The organism is Mesorhizobium sp. ES1-6 (assembly GCF_020164775.1).
In the GTDB taxonomy this organism is placed as follows: Bacteria; Pseudomonadota; Alphaproteobacteria; order Rhizobiales; family Rhizobiaceae; genus Mesorhizobium.
Genome location: NZ_JAIUGU010000019.1, coordinates 41,794 through 64,828 on the forward strand (window position 1 = coordinate 41,794; position 23,035 = coordinate 64,828).

At 65.9% G+C, this 23,035-nt stretch carries 23 protein-coding genes; 11 read left to right on the plus strand and 12 right to left on the minus strand.

Annotated features, from left to right (window positions below):
- Positions 1-89 precede the first annotated feature (89 nt).
- Positions 90-971, plus strand: a complete 882-nt coding sequence (locus LB564_RS30210; RefSeq protein ID WP_224542725.1) for an EamA family transporter — start codon at positions 90-92, stop codon at positions 969-971.
- A 45-nt stretch (positions 972-1,016) separates the two neighbouring features.
- Here the strand turns inward: LB564_RS30210 and LB564_RS30215 are convergent, their stop codons facing one another.
- On the minus strand, positions 1,017-1,946 hold the full coding sequence (locus LB564_RS30215; protein WP_224542766.1) for a LysR family transcriptional regulator: 930 nt from the start codon (positions 1,944-1,946) through the stop codon (positions 1,017-1,019).
- A gap of 96 nt (positions 1,947-2,042) precedes the next feature.
- Here LB564_RS30215 and LB564_RS30220 point away from each other — a divergent pair, with 96 nt between their 5' ends.
- Positions 2,043-3,053: a zinc-dependent alcohol dehydrogenase family protein gene (locus LB564_RS30220; RefSeq protein WP_224542726.1), complete on the plus strand. Its 1,011-nt coding sequence runs from the start codon at positions 2,043-2,045 to the stop codon at positions 3,051-3,053.
- Between the two features lie 190 nt (positions 3,054-3,243).
- Here the strand turns inward: LB564_RS30220 and LB564_RS30225 are convergent, their stop codons facing one another.
- The 6 genes from LB564_RS30225 to LB564_RS30250 form a co-directional block, all read right to left on the minus strand.
- Positions 3,244-5,556: a xanthine dehydrogenase family protein molybdopterin-binding subunit gene (locus LB564_RS30225; RefSeq protein WP_224542727.1), complete on the minus strand. Its 2,313-nt coding sequence runs from the start codon at positions 5,554-5,556 to the stop codon at positions 3,244-3,246.
- The gene (locus tag LB564_RS30230) at positions 5,553-6,536 is read right to left on the minus strand and encodes an FAD binding domain-containing protein (RefSeq protein WP_224542728.1); all 984 of its coding nucleotides are present in this window, start codon (positions 6,534-6,536) and stop codon (positions 5,553-5,555) included. The genes LB564_RS30225 and LB564_RS30230 overlap by 4 nt, the downstream gene beginning before the upstream one ends.
- A complete protein-coding gene (locus LB564_RS30235) occupies positions 6,533-7,006 on the minus strand; it encodes a (2Fe-2S)-binding protein (RefSeq protein WP_224542767.1) in 474 nt (157 codons plus the stop codon). The genes LB564_RS30230 and LB564_RS30235 overlap by 4 nt, the downstream gene beginning before the upstream one ends.
- A 167-nt stretch (positions 7,007-7,173) precedes the next feature.
- Positions 7,174-9,432 (minus strand): xanthine dehydrogenase family protein molybdopterin-binding subunit, encoded by a 2,259-nt coding sequence (locus LB564_RS30240; protein WP_224542729.1) that lies wholly within the window; start codon positions 9,430-9,432, stop codon positions 7,174-7,176.
- On the minus strand, positions 9,422-10,480 hold the full coding sequence (locus LB564_RS30245; protein WP_224542730.1) for an FAD binding domain-containing protein: 1,059 nt from the start codon (positions 10,478-10,480) through the stop codon (positions 9,422-9,424). Before LB564_RS30245 ends, LB564_RS30240 begins: the two co-directional genes overlap by 11 nt.
- Positions 10,477-10,974: a (2Fe-2S)-binding protein gene (locus LB564_RS30250; RefSeq protein WP_140708678.1), complete on the minus strand. Its 498-nt coding sequence runs from the start codon at positions 10,972-10,974 to the stop codon at positions 10,477-10,479. The genes LB564_RS30245 and LB564_RS30250 overlap by 4 nt, the downstream gene beginning before the upstream one ends.
- Positions 10,975-11,226: 252 nt before the next feature.
- On the opposite strand from LB564_RS30250, the gene LB564_RS30255 reads away from it, so the two are divergent.
- The 5 genes from LB564_RS30255 to LB564_RS30275 all read left to right on the plus strand — a co-directional run bounded on the left by LB564_RS30255 (position 11,227) and on the right by LB564_RS30275 (position 16,860).
- On the plus strand, positions 11,227-11,850 hold the full coding sequence (locus tag LB564_RS30255) for a TetR/AcrR family transcriptional regulator (RefSeq protein ID WP_224542731.1): 624 nt from the start codon (positions 11,227-11,229) through the stop codon (positions 11,848-11,850).
- A 148-nt stretch (positions 11,851-11,998) separates the two neighbouring features.
- Positions 11,999-12,730: a DeoR/GlpR family DNA-binding transcription regulator gene (locus tag LB564_RS30260; protein WP_224542732.1), complete on the plus strand. Its 732-nt coding sequence runs from the start codon at positions 11,999-12,001 to the stop codon at positions 12,728-12,730.
- A gap of 311 nt (positions 12,731-13,041) precedes the next feature.
- Positions 13,042-14,628 (plus strand): sugar ABC transporter ATP-binding protein, encoded by a 1,587-nt coding sequence (locus tag LB564_RS30265; protein WP_224542733.1) that lies wholly within the window; start codon positions 13,042-13,044, stop codon positions 14,626-14,628.
- The gene (locus LB564_RS30270) at positions 14,625-15,629 is read left to right on the plus strand and encodes an ABC transporter permease (RefSeq protein WP_224542734.1); all 1,005 of its coding nucleotides are present in this window, start codon (positions 14,625-14,627) and stop codon (positions 15,627-15,629) included. Before LB564_RS30265 ends, LB564_RS30270 begins: the two co-directional genes overlap by 4 nt.
- Positions 15,630-15,708: 79 nt before the next feature.
- Positions 15,709-16,860 (plus strand): substrate-binding domain-containing protein, encoded by a 1,152-nt coding sequence (locus LB564_RS30275; RefSeq protein WP_224542735.1) that lies wholly within the window; start codon positions 15,709-15,711, stop codon positions 16,858-16,860.
- Between the two features lie 209 nt (positions 16,861-17,069).
- Here the strand turns inward: LB564_RS30275 and LB564_RS30280 are convergent, their stop codons facing one another.
- Both LB564_RS30280 and LB564_RS30285 read right to left on the minus strand, forming a co-directional pair.
- Entirely contained in the window at positions 17,070-17,342 is a 273-nt protein-coding gene (locus LB564_RS30280) for a hypothetical protein (protein WP_140708666.1), read from the minus strand.
- Positions 17,343-17,425: 83 nt separating this feature from the next.
- Positions 17,426-18,172 carry a DUF899 domain-containing protein gene (locus tag LB564_RS30285; protein WP_224542736.1) on the minus strand — a complete coding sequence of 249 codons (747 nt, stop codon included), beginning with the start codon at positions 18,170-18,172 and terminating at the stop codon, positions 17,426-17,428.
- Between the two features lie 289 nt (positions 18,173-18,461).
- Between LB564_RS30285 and LB564_RS30290 the strand changes: the two genes are divergently transcribed.
- Positions 18,462-19,682: a helix-turn-helix domain-containing protein gene (locus LB564_RS30290; RefSeq protein ID WP_224542737.1), complete on the plus strand. Its 1,221-nt coding sequence runs from the start codon at positions 18,462-18,464 to the stop codon at positions 19,680-19,682.
- Between the two features lie 31 nt (positions 19,683-19,713).
- Positions 19,714-20,346 (plus strand): PQQ-binding-like beta-propeller repeat protein, encoded by a 633-nt coding sequence (locus LB564_RS30295; protein ID WP_224542738.1) that lies wholly within the window; start codon positions 19,714-19,716, stop codon positions 20,344-20,346.
- 104 nt (positions 20,347-20,450) lie between these two features.
- Here the strand turns inward: LB564_RS30295 and LB564_RS30300 are convergent, their stop codons facing one another.
- Positions 20,451-20,696 (minus strand): GNAT family N-acetyltransferase, encoded by a 246-nt coding sequence (locus tag LB564_RS30300; RefSeq protein ID WP_224542739.1) that lies wholly within the window; start codon positions 20,694-20,696, stop codon positions 20,451-20,453.
- An 88-nt stretch (positions 20,697-20,784) separates the two neighbouring features.
- Between LB564_RS30300 and LB564_RS30305 the strand changes: the two genes are divergently transcribed.
- A complete protein-coding gene (locus LB564_RS30305) occupies positions 20,785-21,195 on the plus strand; it encodes a gamma-glutamylcyclotransferase family protein (protein ID WP_224542740.1) in 411 nt (136 codons plus the stop codon).
- A 131-nt stretch (positions 21,196-21,326) separates the two neighbouring features.
- Positions 21,327-22,157, plus strand: a complete 831-nt coding sequence (locus LB564_RS30310; protein WP_224542768.1) for an aldo/keto reductase — start codon at positions 21,327-21,329, stop codon at positions 22,155-22,157.
- Positions 22,158-22,239: 82 nt separating this feature from the next.
- On the opposite strand, the gene LB564_RS30315 is transcribed toward LB564_RS30310, so the two are convergent.
- Both LB564_RS30315 and LB564_RS30320 read right to left on the minus strand, forming a co-directional pair.
- Positions 22,240-22,614 carry an endonuclease domain-containing protein gene (locus tag LB564_RS30315; RefSeq protein ID WP_224542741.1) on the minus strand — a complete coding sequence of 125 codons (375 nt, stop codon included), beginning with the start codon at positions 22,612-22,614 and terminating at the stop codon, positions 22,240-22,242.
- Positions 22,615-22,718: 104 nt separating this feature from the next.
- On the minus strand, positions 22,719-23,027 hold the full coding sequence (locus LB564_RS30320; RefSeq protein ID WP_224542742.1) for a hypothetical protein: 309 nt from the start codon (positions 23,025-23,027) through the stop codon (positions 22,719-22,721).
- Positions 23,028-23,035 lie beyond the last annotated feature (8 nt).

Consider the following 23,035-nt stretch of genomic DNA (forward strand, 5'->3'; position numbering starts at 1 on the left):
TCCGCACTGCATCACGACAGCCAGGCCGGTTCACCCTATTGCGTTGCTGCCGGCAGGTTTCCGCCTGCCGGCATGGAGGATGGACCAACGTGACATCGATGCCGGTTGCCAGCCGCGAAGCAGCACCCTTGCCGGTCGCGGCGCTGATGGGCGCCATGGTGTCGATCCAGATCGGCGCCACCTTCGCCAAGACGCTGTTCCCGGTGATCGGCGCGCAAGGCACAACGACGCTGAGGCTGGTCATCGGCGCGCTGATGCTGATCGCCGTGCTGCGGCCCTGGCAGATGCGCCCCTCGCGCGCGACCTTGCCGTGGCTGGTCGCCTACGGCGTGACGCTCTGTGCGCTCAACCTTCTGTTCTACGCCGCCCTTGCCAGGATCCCGCTCGGCGTCGCGGTGGCGCTGGAGTTTTCCGGGCCGCTGCTGGTGGCGACGCTGACGTCGCGGCGCGCCAGCGACTTTGCCTGGATCTCGCTTGCCGTCGCCGGCATCGTGCTGTTGTCGCCCTTCATCCACTCGCTAAAGCCGCTCGATCCGATCGGGGTGATGCTGGCGCTGGCGGCCGGCGGTTTCTGGGCGCTCTATATCGTGCTGGCGCAGAAGGCGGGCGCGGAACTCGGCACCCGCACCACCGCCTATGGCATGGCCATCGCCGCCGTGCTGGTGCTGCCCTTCGGCATTGCCGAGGCGGGCAGCGGCCTGGTAGCACCCTCGATCCTGGTCAGCGCGCTGCTCGTCGGCCTGTTCTCCAGCGCGCTGCCATTCTTCCTGGAGATGGTGGCGCTCACCCGCATGCCGGCCCGCGTCTACGGCACGCTGACCTGCCTGGAGCCGGGCCTCGGCGCGCTCGCCGGGTTCCTGTTCCTGCGCGAAAGCCTGACCATGCCGCAACTGGCCGGCATCGCGGCGGTCATTGTCGCCGCTGCCGGCACCGCGCTAACATCGAAGCCGCCGGTGCCGTCGCCGGAGTAGGGGCGGCGACCGGGCGTCACGCCTGGGATAGACGCTCCAGCATACTCACCCCCTCCACGGCGGCTCCGGCGCGAAGCGCTTGCCGATCCAGTCGGCGAAGGCGCGGGTCTTGGCGGCCTTTCCCTTGGCCGAGGGCGCGACGACATAGACCGCGCCTTCGTCCGCCAGCGTCCATTCCTCCAGCACGGGCACCAGCCGTCCGTCGGCGAGCTCGCGGCCGACCAGCCAGTCGGTGCTCATCATCAGGCCGGCGCCTTGCACGGCGGCCTGGACCAGCACCTCGGCATCGTCGCTGACCAGCGGCCCCGAAACCTCGACGCGCGCGCGCCGGCCCTCGCGGTCGGTCATCTCCCAAGCCGGAAAGGTCTGGAAGCCCGAGAAGCCCAGGCAAGAATGGTCGAGCAGCGCTTGCGGTGTTTCCGGGCTGCCCCTGCGGGCGAGATAGGAGGGAGCCGCGCAGAGCAGCCGGCGCCGCGTCGCCACCTTGCGCGCCACCAGGCGCGAATCCTCCAGGCTGCCCAGCCGCACGGCGACGTCGAAATTCTCGGCGACCAGGTCGGTGAAGCGGTTGGAGAATTCGGCCTCGATGCGGACATCGGGAAATTCGGCAAGGAATTGAGGCAGTAGCGGCCCGATCCACATGCGCCCGAACGTGCCGGGCAGCGCCAGCCTGAGCACGCCGCGCGGGCGCCCGCCCGCATGCGCGGACGCGACGGCCTCGGCCTCGTCGACGGAAGCGAGAATGGCGCGCACGCGCACCAGGAACTCGGCCCCCGCTTCGGTCAGCGACACGCTGCGCGTCGTGCGCGAGAGCAACCTTACCCCCAGCCGCGCCTCCAGCGATTGCAGGCGCCGCGACAGGATGGTCGCGTCACGCCCGACACGGGCCGCCGCCCTGGTGAAGGACCGCGCCTCGGCGATGGCGGCGAAGGCAGCCATTTCGGCAAGGGTCGCGGGCTCGTCAGATTGCTGCATCATTCACAGTTCTCAATTGCAGAAAACAAGGATTATCCAGAGATAGCGCAGCAAATAGGTTCACTCAATCCATCAATCGTCCACCGGAGTGAAACCATGAAAGCCATCGAACTCAGCCAGCCCAAGCTGGGCGCCTTCCGCGCCGCCACTGTCGCGGACCCCGAACCGCAGCGCGGCGAGGTGCTGATCCGCCAGCGTGCGGCGAGCCTCAATTTCGTCGATGTGGCGGTGGCGAGCGGCAATTATCCCGGACCGAGTTTCCCGCTCATTCCCGTCGCCGACGGCGCCGGCGAGATCGTCGCGCTGGGCGAGGGCGTGACGAGGTTCGCCATCGGCGATCGCGTCGTCGCCCATGCCAAGCCGCGCTGGATCGGCGGCCCGCCGCGGCCTTACGAGATGACGCAGATGCGCGGCGTCTCGCTGCCGGGATCATTGGCCGAATATGTCGTGTTGCCGGCCAATTCGCTGGTGCCGGTGCCGGCGCACCTCTCCTTCGAGGCGGCCTCGACGCTGCCGATCGCCGGCACCACCGCCTGGAACGCCATCCGCGCCGCCAATGTCGGTCCGGGCTCGGTCGTCGTCCTGCTTGGCACTGGCGGCGTCTCGATTTTTACCCTGCAACTCGCGAAAGCCGCCGGCGCCACCGTCATCATCACCTCGTCGTCGGACGAAAAGCTGGAACGGGCGAAGACCCTGGGCGCCGATCATCTCATCAACTACCGCGCGACATCAGACTGGGACGGCAAGGTGCTGGAGCTGACCGACGGCCTCGGCGCCGACCTCGTGGTCGAGACCGGCGGCAGCGCCACCTTCGCCCGCGCCGTCAACGCCACCGCGCCCGGCGGCACGCTGTTCACCATAGGCTTCGTCACCGGCGCCGAGGCCACGATCAACCTGCTGCCGATCATCATCAAGGCGCTGAAGGTGGTCGGCAACAACACCGGATCTGTGTCCGATCTCATCGACGCCGCCCGGGCCATCGGCGCGGCGGGGATCGGGCCGGTCGTCGACAAGGTGTTTTCACCTGGTGAGGCGACCGAAGCCTACGCCCACATGGCCGCCGGCGGCCTGCATTTCGGCAAGCTGGTTTTCGCATTGGAATGGTGAGGTTTGCGCTTGGCCGCCCCCCTCTGGCCTGCCGGCCATCTCCCCCTCAAGGAGGGGAGATCATTCGCTTCATCGTCTTCGCCAATGATCAAGGCTGTCGAGCTGGCGGAGCGCCAAAGCTGCCAATCTCCCCCCTTGAGGGGGAGATGCCCGGCAGGGCAGAGGGGGGCGCCTCGCACCACGCCTCTGTCTAAATCAGCTTCTCCAGCGTGATCGGCAGATCCCTGATCCGCTTGCCCGTCGCGTGGAAGACCGCATTGGCGATGGCCGGCGCGATGCCGACGATCGCCAGTTCGCCGACGCCCTTGCCGCCGAGCACCGAGGAGTGGGGGTCGGGGATGCCGACCGAGATCGTCTCGATGTCGGGGATGTCGGCATTGGTCGGCACGAGATAATCGGCGAGGTTGTTGTTGACGATGCGGCCGTGGCGGCGATCGACGATGCCTTCTTCGAGCAGCGCCTGGCCGATGCCCATGATGATGCCGCCCTTCCATTGGCTTTCGGCCAGCTTTGGATTGTAGAGCCGGCCCGAATCCAGCGCCGACACCACGCGCGACACGCGCACCGTGCCGAAATCCTGGTCGACGCGCACTTCGACGAAATGCGCGCACCAGGAGTGACGGGAATAGTCGCCCTCGGTGTGCGGCAGCGCCATGGCGATGGTGGTGTAGTTCTTGTAACGGTCCTCGGCGCTCGAATTGGCCGGCATGGTGTCGCCCGTCGCCTCGACATGCTCGCGGCCGACGCTTTTCAGCAGCTCGGCGATCGAGACATCGGGGCCATCGCCGCGTGGCGCGGTGATGCGGCCCTTGGCGACGACCAGCGTGTTGGCCTGCAGCGCATGGAAGGGCGAGCGGGGATCGCTGATTGCCAGACCGATCAGTTGGTCGAGCGCCGAGGTCGCCGCCTTGTAGACCGCGCCGGTCATCACGCCGGCCAGCCGCGAGCCGCCGGAGACACCGGCGCGGGGGAACCGGGAATCCCCCAGTTTCACCACGACGTCGTCGGCGCTCACGCCGACCGTCTCGGCGGCGGTCTGCGCCAGGATGGTGTAGGTGCCCTGGCCCATGTCGATGGAGGAGCTTTCGACCTCGACCGAGCCGTCGGCCAGGATGCGAACCAGCGCCTCGCCATGGGCGCGCCGCACCGGATAGGTGCCGGCGGCCACGCCCCAGCCGATCAGATGGTTGCCGTCGCGCATCGAGCGTGGCTCAGGCGAGCGCCTGGCCCAGCCGAAGCGTTCGGCGCCCGCCGCGAAAGCCTCGCGCAACTGCCTGGTCGACCAAGCTTTTTTCGCATGCGGATCCTGCTCGGCGTAGTTCCTCAGCCGGATTTCCAGCGGATCGATGCCGACCTCGTAGGCGAGCTCGTCGATGGCGCTCTCGATGCCGAAGGCCGAGGGGTTTTCGCCCGGCGCGCGCATGGCGCCCGGCACCACCGAATTCACCCGCACGACATTCTGTTTCGATGAGAAATTCGGCGTCGCGTACATGATCGAGGTGACCGAGCCCAGCGGCTCGACCCACATGCCCTCGATCGAGGTTTCGTTGACGCCGCGATGCACGATCGACTGGATTTTTCCGTCATGGTCGGCGCCGATCGTCACTGTCTGGCGGGTCGCGGCGCGGCCGCCATAGCCGGTGAAGGTCTGCGCCCGCGTCATCACCAGCCGCACCGGCCGGCCGAGCATTTTGGCGGCACTCGCGGCAATCGCGCCATGGCCGAGCGCCAGCGCCTTGGAACCGAAGCCGCCACCGACATAGGGCGAGACCAGCCGCACATTCTCGAAGGGTACGCCGAACCATTCGGCATAGGTGCGGGCCATGCCGTCCAACCACTGGCTCGGTTCCCACACCGTGAGGTGGTCGCCCTCCCAGCGCGCGATCAGGCCATGCGGCTCCATCGGCGCCTGGTATTCGCGCGGCGTGTTGTAGGCGGCGCAGATACGCACGGGGGCGGAGGCGAAGGCGGCGGCCGCGTCGCCCCATTCCTTGGTCATGGCATCGACCGGGATGCCGTCGCCGGCCTTGCCGTCGCTGAGGTCGACGATGGCAGGCGTCTCGTCATAGCTGACCTTGACCATCGCCGCGGCGGCCACGGCCTGCTCGAAGGTCTCGGCGACGACGGCGGCGACATGCTGGCCCGAGAAGGTGATGTCGCGCGCCAGGGGGCAATAGGGCTTGTCGGGCGGCGGCGTGCCGAACCAGTCCGCCGCGGTTTTCAGGCTGATGATGGTGTCTGGCGTCAGCACCTCGAGCACGCCCGGTGCCGCCTCGGCCGCCTTGCTGTCGATGGCCAGCACCTTGCCGGATGCGATGGTGCTTTCGACCAGCACGGCATAAGCGAGCCCTTCGAGCTGCTGCTCGACCGCGTATCTGGCCGCACCCGTGATCTTGGCCGGGCCGTCGACGCGCGACAGCCGGCCGCCGACGGCCTCCACCAGTGCGCCGTCGGCGGCGTCGCCCCGTTTTGTTTCACCAACTCTGATGTTGTGAACGGTCATGCCGCTTCTCCCAATTTGAGGATGGCGCGTGCGACGACGCGCGGCGCGAGCTCGATCTTGTAGTGGTTGGCGCCATGATCGACGGCGCCTTCGACGGCGAGCAGGCTGGCCGAGCGGACAGTTTCCGGCTCCAATGCCTTGCCCTTCAAGGCTTCTTCCACGGCCCTTGCTCGCCAGGGCTTGGTGGCAACGCCACCGAGCGCCACGCGCAGATCGCGGATGGTGCGCCCGTCGGATTCCAGTTCTAGCCCGACGGCGGCACTGGCCGCGGCGAATTCATAGGACTGCCGGTCGCGAACCTTCAGATAGGTCGAGCGCCGCGCGGCCGCGGAGGCGGGGATTTCGATGGCGGTGATCATCTCGCCCGGCTCGATCGCGTGTTCCTTGTCGGGCGTTGCGCCCGGCAGCAGGAAAAAGTCGTTGACCGGGATGCGCCGATCGCCGAGATGGACGACCGCATCGAAAGCGACAAGTGCTGCGGCGAGGTCGCCGGGATATAGGGCAATGCAGGCCTCGCTGGTGCCGAGCACCGCGTGGCCCCTGGTGACGCCGCCGATCGCCGAACAACCGCTTCCGGGTTCGCGCTTGTTGCAGGCGGCGAAGTTCGAGGGATCGCGGAAATAGGGGCAGCGCGTGCGCTGCATCAGGTTGCCGCCGATGGTCGCCATGTTGCGGATCTGCGCCGATGCCGCCTGCCACAGCGCCTCGGATATGGCGGGGAAGCGGCTCTTGATGTCAGCGTGGTCGGCGACATGGCCCATCCTGGCCAGTGCCCCGATGATGGCGCCGCGCTCGTCGATCTCGATCCAGTCGAGCCCCTCGAGATGCGTTATGTCGACCAGCGTGTCGGGCTCGGCGACGCCGCATTTGGCAAGGTCGATCAGCGTCGTGCCGCCGGCGAGCAGAATGGCGCCGGGGAGTGCTGCCGCCTGGCGGGCGGCGTCGGCCGAGGTGGCGCGAAGATAGGAAAAATCCCTCATGACGCGACCTCCAGCGCCGCCTGGCGCACGGCGGCGACGATGTGGGGGTAGGCGCCGCAACGGCAGAGATTGCCGGCCATGTATTCGCGGATCTCATCATCCGAGCCGGCATGGCCCTCGCGGATGCAGGCAACCGCCGACATAATCTGGCCCGGCGTGCAATAGCCGCACTGGAAGGCGTCCTGTTCGAGGAAGGCAGCTTGCACGGGATGCAGTTCGCCCTCCCGTGCAAGCCCCTCTATGGTTGTGATCGTGCGGCCCTCGGCTTGCGCTGCCAGCGTCAGGCAGGCCAGCACGCGCTCGCCGTCGACATGGACGGTGCAGGCGCCGCACTGGCCGTGATCGCAGCTCTTCTTGGTGCCGGTCAGGCCAAGCCTGTCACGCAAGGCATCGAGCAGCGTGACACGCGGTTCGAGTTGCAACTCGTGATGCTGGCCGTTGATATCGAGATGAACGGGAATTTTGGTCATTTTCGTCATGGGCGTCTGGCTCCAGTTGCTTGACGCGAAGTCGGTTGATCACGTTGCGCGGCCGGGCTGCCGGCTGGTTAAAACTGCCCGGCCTTTGCTGTCGCTTCAGGCGGTCGTCGTCCGGGAAGCCGGGCAATTGGCTTCCCGTCCGCCACGCGGACCACTCCTCACCCCAGCAGGTCCTCGATGCGGATCGGAAAGCGGCGAGGCCTCACGCCGGTCGCATGCCAGACGGCATTGGCAACCGCGCCGGCCGTGCCGGTGACGCCGATTTCGCCGACGCCCTTGATGCCGAGCGCGTTGACGTAAGGGTCGTCCTCATGGACCAGGATCGCCTCGACCGACGGCACGTCGGCATTCACCGGGACATGGTATTCGGCGAGGTTGGCATTCTGGATGCGGCCAGAGCGCCGGTCGGTGATGGCTTCCTCGTGCAGCGCGAAGGAGACGCCCCAGATCATGCCGCCATAATACTGGCTGCGCACCAGCCTGGGATTGATGACCCGCCCGGCGGCGAACGCGCCGACCAGCCTTGTGACGCGGATCTGCCCGAAATCGGGATCGACCTTCACTTCGGCGAATACCGCGCCATGTGCGTGCTTGGCATAGGCTTCCTGGAACGCCGGATCCGGGGCGCCCGTGCCGTGGCCTTCGATCTCCATGAGGCCGGCGCGGGTCAGGATCTCCCCATAGCTTTCGCTCCGGTTCTCGTCGTCGCGGCGATACAGCCGGCCGCCGCGCGCCACAACGCCCTCATTGCCGGCGCCGAACAAGGGCGAGGCCTCGTTGCCGGTGGCGAGATCGGCGAGCCTGGCGATGACGGCGGCACCCGCATTGTGGATCGCCATGCCGGCCGTCGCCGTGTGGCCGGAGCCGCCAGCAATGCCTGCATTGGGCAGGTCGGAGCTGCCGGCCCTGAAATCGACCTGGTCGATGTCGAGCCCCAGCCCGTCGGCGGCGATCTGGGCGAAAGCGGTCCAGGCGCCTTGCCCCATGTCCTGGGCGCCGGTCTCCATCAAGCCGCTGCCGTCGGCCCGCAGCACCGCGCGTGCCTCGGCCTGGAACATGAGTGCGGGGAACGTCGCCGTGCCCAAGCCCCAGCCGGTGAGGAAACCGTCGGCGTCGCGCATCAGTCGCGGCTGAAGCGGGCGGCTCGCCCAGCCGAATGCCTTCGCGGCTTCGCTATAGCACTCGCGCAACGCCTTGGAGGAAAACGGCTTGCCGGTCATCGGCTCGACTTCGGCATAGTTCTTCAGGCGGAATTCCAGCGGGTCCATGCCGCAGGCATGCGCCGCCTCATCGATGGCGCTCTCAAGCGCGATCGAGCCGGTGGCTTCGCCGGGCGCCCGCATGAACAGCGGCGTCCCGGTGTCGAGCCGCACGGCCTCGTGCGATGTGGCGATGGCCGGGCTGGCATAGAGCGTGTGCGAAGCGTCCGCCGCCGGTTCGAAGAAATCGTCGAACGTGCTTGACGCGGTCTTGGCGCGGTGGTCGATCGCCGTCAGCCGCCCTTCGCCATCCATGCCCATGCGCAATGTCTGGCGGGTCGGGGCGCGATGGCCGACCGGGCCGAACATCTGCTCGCGCCGGAGCACCAGTTTGACCGGGCGGCCGACAAGCCTGGCCGCCAGAATGCCCAGCACTTGCGGCCCCGAAATCATGCCCTTGGAGCCGAAGCCGCCGCCCAGGAAAGGGCTGCGGATATGGACGTTTTGCGGCGGGATGCCAAACAGGCCGGCGATGCGGCCCTGCGCCATGGCAAGGCCCTGGCTCGGCGTGTCGATCGACAGCCTGTCGCCATCCCAGGCGGCGACGATTGCATGCGGCTCCATGGCGTTGTGGTACTGGGCCGGCGTCTCGTAGGAGGCCTCGATCCGCGTCTTCGCCGATTTGAGGCCGGCCTCGACATCGCCCTTCTCCTGCACCGCCGGGTTGCCGACGCCGACACCACGCGGCACGAAGCTTTTGGCGCCGTCGAGACCGACGCGCGCCGGCAATGCTTCATAGCGCGGTGACAGCAGTGCCGCCCCTTCGGTCGCCGCCTCCAGCGTTTCTGCGATCACCACGGCGATGCTCTGGTTGGGGTAGCGGACCTGGTCGTTCTGCAGCAGGTCGAGCCGGAACATGAACGGATGGTCCTTGGCATCCGGGTCGGTGGCGAGCGCCGGCCGGTTCCTGGGTGTCATCACCTCGACCACGCCCGAATGCGCCTTGGCCGCCTCGACATCCAGCGAGGCAACGCGGCCGCGCGCGATGCTCGCGACAGCGAGCACGGCGTAGAGCGTGCCCGGCGGATGGTTGTCGGCCGCGTAGCGCGCGGCACCGGTGACCTTGAGAAAGCCATCGCGGCGGGTCAGCGGCTGGCCAATGCTGGAGCCTTGCCTGAGATGGCCGGGTTGCTGGTTGAAGCTGAGTTCAAGCGTCATGGCGCGCTCCGGGAATAGAGGAAAAGGGGGAGGCAGGCAGGGCCGGCAGCCGCTCGGGCGTTCCCGCCTGCGCTGACATCAGCGCCCTGACCACGATGCGGCGGGCAAGCTCGATCTTGAAGGCATTGTCGCCGGAAGGGCTGGCATCGGCCAATGCGGCATTGGCCGCGCTGGCAAAGGTCGCTTCATTGGCGTCGGCGCCAAGCAGCACGGCTTCCGCCGCGCGCGCGCGCCACGGCTTGGCCGCGACGCCGCCGAGCGCCAGCCTTGCGGCGCGGATCTTGCCGTCGTCGACGACGAGTGCCGCCGCGGCCGAGACAACGGCGAAAGCATAGGAGGTGCGCTCACGGACTTTCAGGTAGCGGGCATTGGCGGCGAAGGAGGCAGCCTCCGCCGGCAGGCGCACGGCGACGATCAGGTCGCCGGGCTCCAGCGCATTCTCCCGCTGCGGCGCTGCGCCGGGAAGTCGGTGGAATTCCTCCAGCGTGACATGACGCCGGCCCCTTGTGCCTTCGATCTCGACAACGGCGTCAAGCGCCACCAGCGGCACGCAGAAGTCCGATGGATGGGTGGCGATGCAGGCATCGCTCCAGCCAAGCACGGCGTGCAGGCGATTTTCGCCACCAAGTGCCGCGCAGCCCGCGCCTGGCACACGCTTGTTGCAGGCGCTGGCGGTGTCGTAGAAATAGCTGCAGCGCGTGCGTTGCAGGAGATTGCCGCCGACAGTGGCGGCGTTGCGAAGCTGCGCGGAGGCGCCTGACAGCAGCGCTTCCGCCACCGCCGGATAATCCTTGGCGAACGCCGGGTCGTGGGCAAGGTCGGCATTGCGGACCAGCGCGCCGATGCGCAGGCCGCCATCGTCCAGCCTTTCGGTGCGGTTGAGTTCCGGCAGCCGCGAGATGTCAACGATGCGCTCGGGGCTGGTGACACCGCCCTTCATCAAGTCAAGCAAATTGGTGCCGCCGGCCAGGTAGGCCGAACCCGGCTCGGCCGCCGCCGCGATGGCATTGGGGATAGAGGTGGGCCTGATATAATCGAAGTCTCTCATGCCGCTGTCCTCCGGTTGGCCTTGGCAAGTTGCTCCTGGGCTTCCAGGACCGCCTCGACGATGCCGCCATAGGCCGCGCAGCGGCATATGTTGCCGCTCAGCCCCTCGCGGATGCGTTCGGGATCGTTGCCGGCCTGGCCCTCGGCGATCAGGCCGAGCGTGCTCATGATCTGGCCGGGCGTGCAGAAACCGCACTGGAAACCGTCATGGCTGATGAAGGCGGCCTGCACCGGATGCAGTTCTTCGCCGTGAGCGACACCTTCGATGGTCAGCACCTCGGCGCCGTCATGGCTGAGCGCCAGCGCCAGGCAGGAGTTTATACGTTTGCCGTCGACCAGCACCGTGCAGGCGCCGCACTGGCCGCGGTCGCAGCCCTTCTTGGTGCCGGTGAGGTCAAGCCGCTCGCGCAGCAGGTCGAGCAAGGTGACGCGGGGGTCGACCTCAAGTTCGTGTCGGTGTCCATTGACGGTGAGCGAGATGGGAAGGCTGGTCATGGGCGTCTGGCTCCAGTTGCTTGACGCTGAGGGGAATGAATTGGGGTAGAGGCGGGGAAGGGCAAGGTCAGGCGACAGCCAATCTCCACCCGGTTGGGAAAGTGGCGGCTTGCGGCTTCGAGAGACGTGACATACCGGTTCCCCTGATTATATGATAAGGCTTCTCCACTAAAAGCGGAGGTGCCTCCGTTTATTTACGTGGGGGCTGGCCAGGCATGGTTCAAGCCCCCATATCCCAGGTGGAGAAAAAAATTGGCTTTTGAGCCGCCCGCATCTGTCGAACCAAAGCCCGAGACGGCGCAAAAACCGCTGCGCGCCGATGCGCGGCGCAACCGCGACCGATTGGTCGAGGTGGCGGCTTCAATCTTCGCCGAGCGCGGCATCGACGCTTCGCTCGAGAAGATCGCGCGCCAGGCCGGCGTCGGCATCGGCACGCTCTACCGGCATTTCCCAACGCGCGAGCATCTGGTCGAAGTGGTTTACCGCCGCGAGGTGGAGGCGCTGTGCGCGGCGGCGAGCGAGCTTGCGGGAAAACATGCCTCCGATGTCGCGCTGGAAGAATGGATGCGCCGCTTCGTCGACTACATCGCCACCAAGCGGGGACTCTCGACCAGCCTGCGCATCCTGTTCACCACCAATTCCACGCTGTTCTCCGACACGTCGGGCAGGGTTTCGCAGGCGCTGCGGCAACTGGTCGAGGCGGCGGTGGCCGACGGCACGATCCGCGGCGACGTCGATGCTTCCGACGTGCTGCACGCGCTCGGCGGCATCTACTCGGCACCCGACACGCCCGAGTGGCGCGACCGCTCGCGCCGGCTGGTCAAGCTGTTGATGGACGGGCTGCGGTTCGGTGCGGGAAAATCCACCAACGCCTGATGGTCGGCACAATTGGTTTCAGGCAGGCAACATCCTTGTAACAGGCATGTTCGTGGCCCACGGCAGGCCCGCCCGCACGCGTCGCTTGCATCTGAACGGAAGCGGTTGTTAAAATCGTCACATTTCAGGCGACCGACAGGGTCAATGCATGACTGCTCGCAAGGCACAAAGGACGGCACGGCTGATCCATCTGCTATCGGAACGGCGGGTTATCCATCTCAGCGAAGCGGCCACGCTGCTCGGCGTCTCCGAAATGACGGTGCGGCGCGACATCGCCACCAACCAGGGCCAGATCGCCTATCTCGGCGGACACATATTGGCGGCGGCCGAGATCGATGCCGATATCCCTTACGAACTGGCGACCGCGGCCGACAGCCATGCGGCGGCGAAGCGCGAAGCCTGCCTGCACGCGGTGCGCAAGATACGGCCCGACGAGACGATCTTCGTCGACTGCGGCACGACGCTGATCCATCTGATCGACCTCATTCCCGACGATTATCGAATAACGGCAATATGTTACGCCATGAATGTCGCGGAGCGCCTGACCCGCAAGGCCAATGTGACGATCATCATGCTGGGCGGCGTCTACCATCCGGCCTCGGCGTCTTTCTCGGGCACGCATGATTTCGACATCCTGAAGAGCGTCGGCATCAACACCGCCTTCCTCTCGGCCGCCGGCGTCGATGCCAAGCGCGGCGCCACTTGCGAGCATTTCCACGAGGCGGTGGTGAAGCAGAAGGTGATGGGCCTGGCGCGCGAGAATTATCTGGTCATCGACTCCAGCAAGATCGGCAAGCTCAAGCGTGCCTTCTTCTCCGGCATGGATGGTTTCGATGCGGTGATCACCGAACAGGGGGTAGCCGGGCCGGATTCATTCTGATTGCACCGTGCAGAGGTTTTCGCGGGTCGGTTGCGTCGCCGGACTATGGACCTTGGCGATTGGCGCAAACGCCTGCACTTCGTCATCTTCGGGTCTGCGCTGCGTCGCTACGCTCCTGCTTCGCCCAGGAATGACGAAGTTGGGGAGGCTTCGGCCACATTCCCTGTGCAGCGCTGATAGCCGTCGGTCCGACTCCGTTTGACATTTCGCCAGCCTGATGAAAAAGTCACAAAAAAAGTAAGAGAAGTCTCAAAAGAGACTCGCGGACGATCTGGGTAGGGGACGCGTTAAAGGGAGGAAGAGCGGGCATCATGATCGAACAGGGTTCGATTGCGATCGAACAGGGTTCGATTGCGCCGATGTCCGGGACACCCTTGCTGCGCGTCGAGGGCGTCAGGAAGCGGTTTGGCGGCGTCAATGCGCTGCGCGGCGTCAGTCTCGAAATCCGTTCCGGTGAAGTGCATGCCCTGCTCGGTGAAAACGGCGCCGGCAAATCGACGCTGATCAAGATCCTGAGCGGCGTGCATGTGCATGATGGCGGCTCGATCGAGATCGACGGCAAGCCTGTCTCGTTCGCCTCGCCCGCACAGTCGCGCGATGCCGGCGTGGCGGTCGTCTACCAGGATCTGAGCCTGGTCGAGTCGCTGTCGGTTGCCGACAATCTCATGCTGGGGCGCGAGCCGAAGACGCGGCTTGGTTTCCTGAAAAAACGCCAGATGGTGGCGCAAGCCGAGGCGTTTCTCAAATCGCAGAACATTCCGCTCGATGCCCGCGCCATGGTCGGTTCGCTGCCCTTCGCCTACCGCCAGATGACCGAGATCGCCAAGGCGCTGATGGGCGATGTTCGCCTGCTCATCCTCGACGAGCCGACCTCGGCGCTGACCGACGACGAGGAGAAGATCCTGTTCGAGGCGATCCGGGCGGTCGCCGCGCGAGGCGTGGGCGTGATCTATGTCACGCATCGCCTCAACGAAGTGTTCCGGATCTCGAATCGGGTGACGGTGTTTCGCGACGGGCAGAACGCCGGGACGTTCGTCACGCAGGAAACCAGCATGCGGCAGCTGGTGGCCGCGATCGTCGGGCCGGATCATGCCGTCCTGAAGAATGAAGCCCAGGCCGGGCAGGGGGCGCCGTCGTCCGCCGCGACCGGAAAGCCGGTGCTCGAACTGGTCGATGTCGGCAACGACCGGCTTGATCGGGTGAACCTCCAGCTGCGCGGTGGCGAGATCCACGGCCTTGCCGGGCTGATCGGCAGCGGCCGCACGGAAATCCTGCAGACCATCTTTGGCCTCAGGCCCGTGCAGTCTGGCGCGGCAAGCCTGGATGGCGTCTCGCTGAAAGGCATCGGTCCCGCGGCTGCGATCCGCCAGGGGATTGCCCTGGTGCCGGAGGACCGGCACGTGCAGGGGCTGGTGCTCGAGCATTCGATCGAGCGCAATCTGGTGCTGCCAAGGCTGCGAGAGTTTTCCCGCTTCGGCTGGCTGCGGCGTGGTGCCTCGAGCGAGCGGGCCGATACCGCCATGCGGCGGCTCGCCGTCAAGGCGCCGAGCGCCGCGACCACCGTGAAGAACCTGTCCGGCGGCAACCAGCAAAAGGTGGTCTTCGGCAAATGGAATGAGCCAAGGCCGCGCGTGCTCCTCCTCGACGAGCCGACCGTCGGTGTCGATGTCGGCGCGCGCGAGGAGATTTACGGCGTCATCCGCAGCGCGGCGGCGGCTGGAAGCGGGGTGCTTCTGGTGTCGTCTGACCTGTCGGAACTGCTGCAGCTGTGCGACCGCATCTCGATCGTCGTCGACGGCCGCATCATCAAGACAGTGTCCAGGCAAGCGTTCGGCAGCGCCGAAGACCTTCATCATCTCATTCAGATTTCACAGCCATCGGAAGAGCACGCGGCATGACGGACACCGAAGGTCGGGCAAAGGCATCAACGGCGGCGGCAATGGCCGTCAATCAGCCCGGCGGCCGCCTGGCGCTGTTGAACCTGCTGCAGGGCGAGCGCCCCTACATGCTCTATATCGCCTTCGCCATCATGCTGATCGTCTTCAGCCTGGCGTCGCCCTGGTTCCTGTCGATCGACAATTTCCTCAACATCGGCCGCCAGACCACGCTGGTCTCGATCATTGCCGTCGGCATGACGTTCGTCATCATCTCCAGGCAGATCGACCTGTCGGTCGCCTCGACGCTGGCGCTTTCAGGCATGAGCGCGTCGCTGGCCATGGCGTTCGTCGCCAACAACTGGGTGGTCGGCGCAGTTGCCGGACTGGGCACCGGAGCGCTGATCGGGCTGATCAACGGCGTGCTCACCACCCGGCTGGAAATCCCGTCCTTCCTGGTGACGCTGGGCACGCTCAGCGGTGCGCGCGGCCTGGCGCTGATGGTCACCAACACCAAGCCGGTCATCGTCACCAACGAGTATTACTTCAATATCTTCGGCGAGGGCTCGGTGCTCGGCATCCCGGCGCCCATACTGTGGACGCTTGGCGTCACCGTCGCCGGCATTTTGCTGCTGCACTACAGCGTTTACGGGCGGCGGGTCTATGCGGCCGGCGGCAATCCGACGGCTGCACTTTATTCCGGCGTCGATATCAAGCGGGTCACCACGCTGGCCTTCGTCCTGACCGGGACGCTGGCGGGCCTCGCATCGCTTATCCTGTCAGCGCGTTCGCATGCGGCGCGGCCCGACGTGGTGCAAGGCATGGAACTCGATGTCATCGCCTCGGTGATCCTCGGTGGCTGCAGCCTGTTCGGCGGTCGCGGCTTCGTGCTCGGCACGCTGCTTGGCAGTCTCATCATCGGCACGCTCAACAACGGGCTGGTGCTGCTTGGCGTCAGCTCGTCGCTGCAACTCGTCATCAAGGGAGCAATCATCGTCGCCGCGGTCGCCTTCACGAGGAGGTAAGGCGCGCATCCGCGGATCACAGCAGAAAATCGCCGGCTCCAAACGGCAAACCAGACATCAACAATCAACGGAGGAAGTCATGAAGCATTCGGCAAGAATCCTATTGGGCACATTGAGCCTCGCCGTCAGCGCGTTCGCCCTGTCGACGTCCATCGGCCTGGCGCAGACGCCCGACACCTGCGTTACCGGCGTCGACATGGCCACGCTCGGCCCCAAGGGCATTGTCGGCCAAGGTCCGCATGGCGAAAAGGCGGCCTCGCCAGACGAGCTGAAACTGACCGACGACGAGGCCGCCAGGGTCAAGGCCGGCAAGTTCAAGGTCGGCATTTCGATGCAGACTGTGAACCTCGACTGGTCGCAGCTCCAGGTGCAAGGCATCAGCGAAACGCTGGCCAAATATGGCGTCACCGTCACCGGCGTGGCCTCGGCCGAATACCAGGTCGACAAGCAGATCGCCGATATCGAGAACACCATCCAGCAGCATCCGGACGGCATCATTTCCATCCCCGTCGATTTCACCGCGACGGCGCCGACCTACAAGAAGGTGGGCGAGGCCGGCATCAAGCTGGTGTTCATGGACAGCATTCCGGTCGGCCTCTCGTCTCCCAAGGATTTTGCCACGATGGTTTCGGCCGACAGCCAGGGCAATGGCCAGATCGCCGCAACGATCCTCGCCTCCTGCATGCCTAAGGGCGGCACGATCGGCCTGGTGAATTTCGGCGTCGACTATTTCAGCACCAATGAGCGCACCAAGGGCGTCTCGGAGTGGATGAAGAAGAACCGCCCCGACATCATCATGAAGCAGGTCGATTTCACCGATCCGTCGAAGGTCTCGCAGATCGCAGGCGATTTCCTGACCGGCAATCCGGATGTGAAGGGCCTGTACGCGGTATGGGACCAGCCGGCGCTCGACACGCTGTCGTCGATGCGCGCGCAAGGCATCGACATTCCGATCACCACCGTCGATCTCGGCCTGCAATCGGCAATCGAAATCGCCAAGGGCGGCCCGCTCAAGGCAACCGGCTCGCAGCGTCCCTATGACCAGGGCGTCGCAGAGGCTCTTGCCATGATGAAGGCGCTTATCGGTCAACCGACGCCCGCCTGGGTCGGTGTCCAGTCCTTGCCGGTGGTGCAGTCCAACGTGATGGAATCGTTCAAGACAGTGTTCCACAAGGATCCGCCGGCCGAGCTGGTCGACGCTTGCAACAGCGCCAAGCCGAAGTGCAATTGAGCTAGGGCTAAGCGAGATGGGCGCGGGAGATGTTCCGCGCCCATCTCCGGCGATCAGGTCGGCGAGACATGCCGTTCTCGCGGATCTGGCGCGACATCGAGATCGAGATGCGCGCCGGGCTTGGCGAGAGCGCCCTGCCGAAGCCGTTGCTGCCGGTGAACGACATCGCGATGTAAGACCGGCACGGTAGGCATGCCGGCCGCGTTCCCTCAGGTCCGGCTCGCCTTTATCGCGCGGCCCGAAATCACCCGCAGCCACGGCGCCAGATGGAAGGCGCTCATCAGCAGGTACATGGCAGGCATTCCCGTGATTGGCGAAGGCGCGCCCATGCATTGCATGGCCGCATCGCCGCCGAGACCGTGGGAAAGCAGAGCCATCAGGGCGAAAGTCGGGGCGGCCGCGAGGCACAGCCAGTCGGCGATGCCTGGGGTGGCGATGTTTTCGGGGGACGCGCCGCCGATGCCGGAATGGATATCGCTCATGATCTTCTTCCCTTGATGGTTGCGAGGCCGGTTCCCCGCCCGCGCCGGAGACGGGGCGAGGAACCCAGACAGGCTTGCGCCAGCTACTTCTCGCCCTTGTCGCGGAAGGCGGCCTCGCCGGCGGCGGATACTTCAGCCCATTTCTTGTCGGCCCCGGCATCGTAATTGTCGTGCCAGTTCCACCAGCTGTAGAGCGGCGTCTGCGGATAGCCCTCGGGCGAGTCCTCCCAGATCTCCTGGCGGCCGAGCGGCGTGATGTCGAGATAACTCCAGACCGTGCCCAAAGCCTCGTCGCCGCGGTTGTTGGTGAAATAGGTGCGGAAGATGCGGTTCCCGTCACGGATGAACACGTTGTGGCCGTGCCATTCGTCGACGCCGAAGTCTTTGTCGAAGCTGTCGGTGATGGTGTACCAGGGCATCTCCCAGCCCATCCGCTGCTTCAGCCGCGCAATGTCGGCCTGCGGCGCGCGCGAGGCGTAGGCGAGCGTGGTGTCGCGGGTGTTGAGATGGGCGAGGTGACCGACCTGGTCGGCGCCGAGCGAGCAGCCGCGGCAGGCGTGATCTGGCCAGCCATAGACGCCGGGCTCGAAGAAGGCGCGGTAGACGATCAGCTGGCGGCGGCCCTCGAACAGGTCGAGCAGGCTGACCTTGCCGTCGGGGCCATCGAACACATAGGCCTTGTCCACTTCCGTCCATGGCATGCGCCGGCGTTCGGCCGACAGCGCATCCCTGGCGCGCATCGTCGCCTTCTCCTTCACCAGCATCTCTTTGTGAGCGGCTTCCCAGTCCTGCCGTGAAACGATCGGCGGGGTGTTCATGGTCATGGTCATTGGTCTTCTCCTTTGCCAGTGGCGTCGTTGCGGTGTGTCGTTGCCTGGGGAAGGCGGGGCGTTGCGGGCGCGGGGGGATCAAAGAGATCCGGGCCGGCGCAACAGGGGTGGCGTCCGGCGTGCTTGGCCGTATCATTCGCCGCGGCGAGGTCGAGTTCGGTGGGGGCAGGCATTTTCTGGTTCTCCCTTGCATGCCGTCATGGCCGGCACGACTTGCTGGTTGACGGTACTGACCTAAGGTAGGGCGGCGGCGCGCCGGGGTGGGAGTTACAAGTGTGACGGGATTTGAATGGACTCGCTGATCAACGCGGCGGCGCTGGCGCTGGCTTCGGGCGATGCGCTCGGCGCGCTCGACCGCGTCGCCCTGCGCGAGGATGCGCCGGCCCTGGCGTTGCGCGGCATCGCCATGGCGCAGCTCGGCGACTTCGATCGTGCCAAGCTCCTGTTGCGGCGCGCGGCGCGCGCCTTCAGCCCGAAAGAGGCCGTCGCGCGCGCCCGCTGCGTCGTCGCCGAGGCCGAGATCGCGCTGGTCTCGCGTGATCTTGGCTGGCCGGCCAAGGCGCTCGACGCGGCCCGCACGGCACTGGAAAAGCATGGCGACCGGTTGAACGCGGCGCATGCCGGCCACCTCAAGGTCCGGCGCCTGCTCTTGATTGGCCGCCTCGACGAGGCCGAGCATGTGCTGGCCGGGCTCGACCCGGCGCCGCTTCCGCCGGCGGCCAGGGCCGCGCACGAGCTCGCCGTCGCTGGCATCGCCATGCGGCGGCTCAGGACCCGGCCGGCGCGCGCGGCACTGGAATGGGCGCGCCATGCCGCCCGCATAGCCGGCATTCCAGGCCTCGTCGCGGAGGTCGAGAGCGCAAGCCAGGCGCTGGAGACGCCGGCGGCGCGGCTGATCGTGCAAGGGACGGAGCGGCCGCTGCTGCTCGAAGAGGTCGAGGCATTGCAGGGATCGCCCGGTCTGGTCGTCGATGCCTTCCGCTACGCCGTGCGCGCTGACAGGACCACGATTTCGCTGGCGAGCCGGCCTGTGCTGTTCGCCCTGGCGCGGACGCTCGCCGAAGCCTGGCCAGGCGACGTGTCGCGGGGGGAACTCGTGGCGCGGGCCTTCGGCGGCAAGCATGCCGATGAATCCCATCGCGCGCGCCTGCGCGTCGAGATCGGCCGGCTGCGCGCCGAGCTTCGCGCGCTGGCCGGCATCAGCGCAACCAAGCAGGGCTTCAGGCTGGCGCCGCGCCATGCACGGGCGGTGCTGGTGCTGGCGCGGCCGATCGAGGAGCGGCACGCGGCCGTGCTGGCCTTGCTGGCCGACGGCGAGGCCTGGTCGAGCTCGGCGCTGGCGCTGGCGCTCGGAACCGGCCAACGCAGCGTGCAGCGGGCGCTCGAGCCGCTTGCCGGGGCCGGCAAGGTACAGTCCTTCGGCCATGGCCGGGCCCGCCGCTGGATGACGCCGCCGGTGGCTGGATTCACGACCACCTTGTTACTCCCCGCGCCGCTGCCGAACGATTAGGAAGGGAGCAGCAACGATTGAGGATCGAGACATGAAACATGCAGCTGCTGAAATCCTGAGGGAATACGGACCCTTTCCTGGCGCCAAGGCGGTGGCCGGAGTGAGCTTTGACGGCAAGAATGTCTGGTTCGCCTCGGGCGACAGGCTGAACGCCTTCGATCCGGAGAGCGGACAGGCGTTGCATTCGATCGACGTCGCGGCGCATGCCGGTACCGCCTATGACGGCCGGCATTTCTTCCAACTCGCCAATGATCGCATCCAGAAGATCGATCCCGATACGGGCAAGGTCATCTCCACCATTCCGGCACCCGGCAATGGCGGCGATTCCGGGCTGACCTGGGCCGAAGGCACGCTCTGGGTGGGGCAGCACCGGGAGCGCAAGATCCACCAGATCGATCCCGAGACCGGAAAAATCCTGCGCACCATCGAATCCAACCGTTTCGTCACCGGGGTGACCTGGGTCGACGGCGAATTGTGGCACGCCACCTGGGAAGGCGACGAGAGCGATCTGCGCCGCGTCGACCCACAAACGGGCAAGGTTCTGGAGAAGCTCGACATGCCGGCCGGCATGGGAATCTCCGGGCTGGAATCCGATGGCGGCGACCGTCTCTTCTGCGGCAGCGGAAACGCCGGCGTGGTGCGGGCGGTGCGCCGGCCTCGCTAGCGCAATTCCAGCAAGTGTAGGCGCTTCGCTTGCAGAATTGCGGTGAAACAAATGGCCGCCAGGATCGCGCCGAGCGCCACGGCCCGCATCTTGGGACCGAGCGCTCACTCGAGATGCTTGCGCAGGAAAATGCGGGCGTGTCCGCCAATGCCGAATTCGACCCGGCCGAATTCCTCGTAATCATGTCTGGCATAAAACCTGGGTGCCTGGAAACTGCTCGTCTCCACCACGGCCCGGCTGCAGCCACGGCGTCGTGCTTCCACCTCGACCAGGGCGAGAAGCCGCGTGCCATAGGATTTCCCACGCAAATGCCCGGGCACGAAGAACATATCGAGGAAGAGCAGGCCCAACTCGGTCCGCCCCCACAGGCCGCTGCTCCCCGCACGGCGATAAGCCCCTCACTCCATGAACTTTGACGTGGCACGAGCGTTCCCGTACATGGACGAAAACCTGTTTGTCTTCGGTACGCTGAAAAGGGGATTTCCGCTGCACGCCCGGGGGCTGTCCGGTGCGCGCTTTCTCGGCGCGTACAAGACGCGCCAGCGCCTGCCGATGCTTGTCGCCGGCCCGCGTTTTGCTCCGATGATGTTCAACGAGCCCGGCACCGGGTATCAGGTGCTCGGCGAACTTTACAGCGTGGACGCAAAGCGGCTGGTGAAACTCGACCGACTGGAGTCCATTGGAAAGCCTGGAAATCTGCGCGAATGCATCAGCGTGGAACCGATTGAAGGCGGACAACCGCTTCTTGCCTTGGCGTATTTCAAGGCCCGTCACTTGGCCGAGCCGGTCCATACCGGATATCTGGATTGCTATGTCGACCGCCGCTTCATCCCGTTCGAGACCGAGTAGCCTTCCCGGCGAATTCGCCATTTGTCGCAGCCGACTGGCCGATCGTTCGAGCCAGGCCTAGATATGCACCGCACGTTCGCTCGCCTGACACTCTTTGCCAATTTGCCGAGGACCCAACCATGCCAGAAACCATGCCCGAACAGATCACCTTGAACGACGGCGCCGCCATTCCCCAGCTTGGCCTTGGCGTGTGGCAGGTCGATCACGACATCACCGCGCAAGTGGTGGGTTGGGCGATCGAGGCCGGCTACCGGCTGATCGATACCGCCGAGGGTTATCAGAACGAGGAGGGCGTCGGCGAGGCGATCCGCGCCGCCGGCGTGCCGGCGGAAGAGCTGTTCATCACCTCCAAGCTGCGCAACGGCGCCCACCAGCGCGATGCGGCGCTGCGCGCCTTCGACGGCACGATGAAGAAGCTCGGCGTCGAGCAGCTCGACCTGTTCCTGATCCACTGGCCGGTGCCCAGCCAGGACAAATATGTCGAGGCCTGGAAGACGCTCGTCGAGCTGAAGCAGGCCGGCCGCATCAAGTCGATCGGCGTCTCGAATTTCAATCCTGATCATCTGGAGCGCATCATCGGCGAGACGGGCGTGGTGCCAAGCGTCAACCAGGTGGAACTGCACCCCCGTTTCCAGCAGCGCGCGCTCAGGGAATTCCATGCCAAGCACGACATTCATACGGAAAGCTGGAGCCCGCTGGGCAGCGGCAAGCTGCTCGGCGATCCGACCATCGCGGGCATTGCCAGGAAGCATGGCAAGTCAGCCGCGCAGACCATGATCCGCTGGCATCTCCAGCAAGGGCTGATCGTCATTCCAAAATCGATCCAGCAGGACCGCATCGCGGCCAATTTCGATGTCTTCGATTTCGAGTTGGATGCGCAGGACCTGGAGACCATCCGAGGCATGGATTCGGCTGACGGCCGAGGCGGCCCAAACCCGGCCACGGCTTCGTTTTTGTTTTAAAGGAACCGACGGCAAAGCTGCCAATCTCCCCCCATGTGGGGGAGATGCCCGGCAGGGCAGAGGGGGGCGCTGTCCCGCCGGCCTATAAGTCGACACCGCTCAAACCTGCCGCGATGACAATATGTTGGCAGACGTTGTCGATGTCGTGAATCACATCGTCATTCCAGAACCGCAACAGGGTCCAGCCGTCCTGTTCCAAGTACATCGTCCTGACAGTGTCATCCACTGCAACACCTTTATCGCCATGCTGCGATCCGTCGACTTCGACGACAAGCCTCTTCTGCGGGCATGCGAAGTCGACGATATAAGCGGCAATTGGAAACTGTCTGCGAAATCCCAGCCCCATTAACCGATGTGCACGAAGTTCATTCCAGAGCTTCAGCTCGGCATCCGTCATAGCCTTCCGCATCGATTTGGCGTTCGCGCGGTTTCGCGGAGGCAATGGCGTATGAGGCATAGCAGTTTCGACTACGATTGATGCCGGCGCTCTACGGCGCCCCCCTCTGTCCTGCCGGACATCTCCCCCACGAGGGGGGAGATTGGCAGCTTCGCCCCCCGGCGCTAAATTCCGGAGCCGTCCAATTGTTGCGCGTCGTCGCCTTCCCAGGGCGCCGGCATCGAGGCGCCCCGGCTGAGATTGGCCGAGGGCATCGGCATCCAGCATTTCAGCTCGGGCTCGGCATATTCGACGACGCGGCCAGGCGAGGAATCGGAAGCGCGCCAGCCTTCCTCACCGAATTGATCGGTGCGTGACCAGTAGGCAAGGTCGACTTCCGCCGGCCCCTGTTCGGATGGGCGGACCGTAACGAGGATCCGGCTGCCGTCTTTCGGCGCGCTGGACATGTGGCGCCAGCGGTCGGGTTCATCCATCGTTCTTT

Coding starts and splice junctions, on each gene's coding strand:
- LB564_RS30225 (WP_224542727.1), bottom strand. CDS start 5,556: ATGACCGTTCACAACATCAGAGTTGGTGAAACAAAACGGGGCGACGCC.
- LB564_RS30295 (WP_224542738.1), top strand. CDS start 19,714: ATGAAACATGCAGCTGCTGAAATCCTGAGGGAATACGGACCCTTTCCT.
- LB564_RS30290 (WP_224542737.1), top strand. CDS start 18,462: ATGGACTCGCTGATCAACGCGGCGGCGCTGGCGCTGGCTTCGGGCGAT.
- LB564_RS30310 (WP_224542768.1), top strand. CDS start 21,327: ATGCCCGAACAGATCACCTTGAACGACGGCGCCGCCATTCCCCAGCTT.
- LB564_RS30305 (WP_224542740.1), top strand. CDS start 20,785: ATGGACGAAAACCTGTTTGTCTTCGGTACGCTGAAAAGGGGATTTCCG.
- LB564_RS30285 (WP_224542736.1), bottom strand. CDS start 18,172: ATGACCATGACCATGAACACCCCGCCGATCGTTTCACGGCAGGACTGG.
- LB564_RS30315 (WP_224542741.1), bottom strand. CDS start 22,614: ATGCCTCATACGCCATTGCCTCCGCGAAACCGCGCGAACGCCAAATCG.
- LB564_RS30230 (WP_224542728.1), bottom strand. CDS start 6,536: ATGAGGGATTTTTCCTATCTTCGCGCCACCTCGGCCGACGCCGCCCGC.
- LB564_RS30260 (WP_224542732.1), top strand. CDS start 11,999: ATGACTGCTCGCAAGGCACAAAGGACGGCACGGCTGATCCATCTGCTA.
- LB564_RS30320 (WP_224542742.1), bottom strand. CDS start 23,027: ATGGATGAACCCGACCGCTGGCGCCACATGTCCAGCGCGCCGAAAGAC.
- LB564_RS30280 (WP_140708666.1), bottom strand. CDS start 17,342: ATGAGCGATATCCATTCCGGCATCGGCGGCGCGTCCCCCGAAAACATC.
- LB564_RS30220 (WP_224542726.1), top strand. CDS start 2,043: ATGAAAGCCATCGAACTCAGCCAGCCCAAGCTGGGCGCCTTCCGCGCC.
- LB564_RS30250 (WP_140708678.1), bottom strand. CDS start 10,974: ATGACCAGCCTTCCCATCTCGCTCACCGTCAATGGACACCGACACGAA.
- LB564_RS30270 (WP_224542734.1), top strand. CDS start 14,625: ATGACGGACACCGAAGGTCGGGCAAAGGCATCAACGGCGGCGGCAATG.
- LB564_RS30215 (WP_224542766.1), bottom strand. CDS start 1,946: ATGCAGCAATCTGACGAGCCCGCGACCCTTGCCGAAATGGCTGCCTTC.
- LB564_RS30240 (WP_224542729.1), bottom strand. CDS start 9,432: ATGACGCTTGAACTCAGCTTCAACCAGCAACCCGGCCATCTCAGGCAA.
- LB564_RS30275 (WP_224542735.1), top strand. CDS start 15,709: ATGAAGCATTCGGCAAGAATCCTATTGGGCACATTGAGCCTCGCCGTC.
- LB564_RS30265 (WP_224542733.1), top strand. CDS start 13,042: ATGATCGAACAGGGTTCGATTGCGATCGAACAGGGTTCGATTGCGCCG.
- LB564_RS30235 (WP_224542767.1), bottom strand. CDS start 7,006: ATGACCAAAATTCCCGTTCATCTCGATATCAACGGCCAGCATCACGAG.
- LB564_RS30245 (WP_224542730.1), bottom strand. CDS start 10,480: ATGAGAGACTTCGATTATATCAGGCCCACCTCTATCCCCAATGCCATC.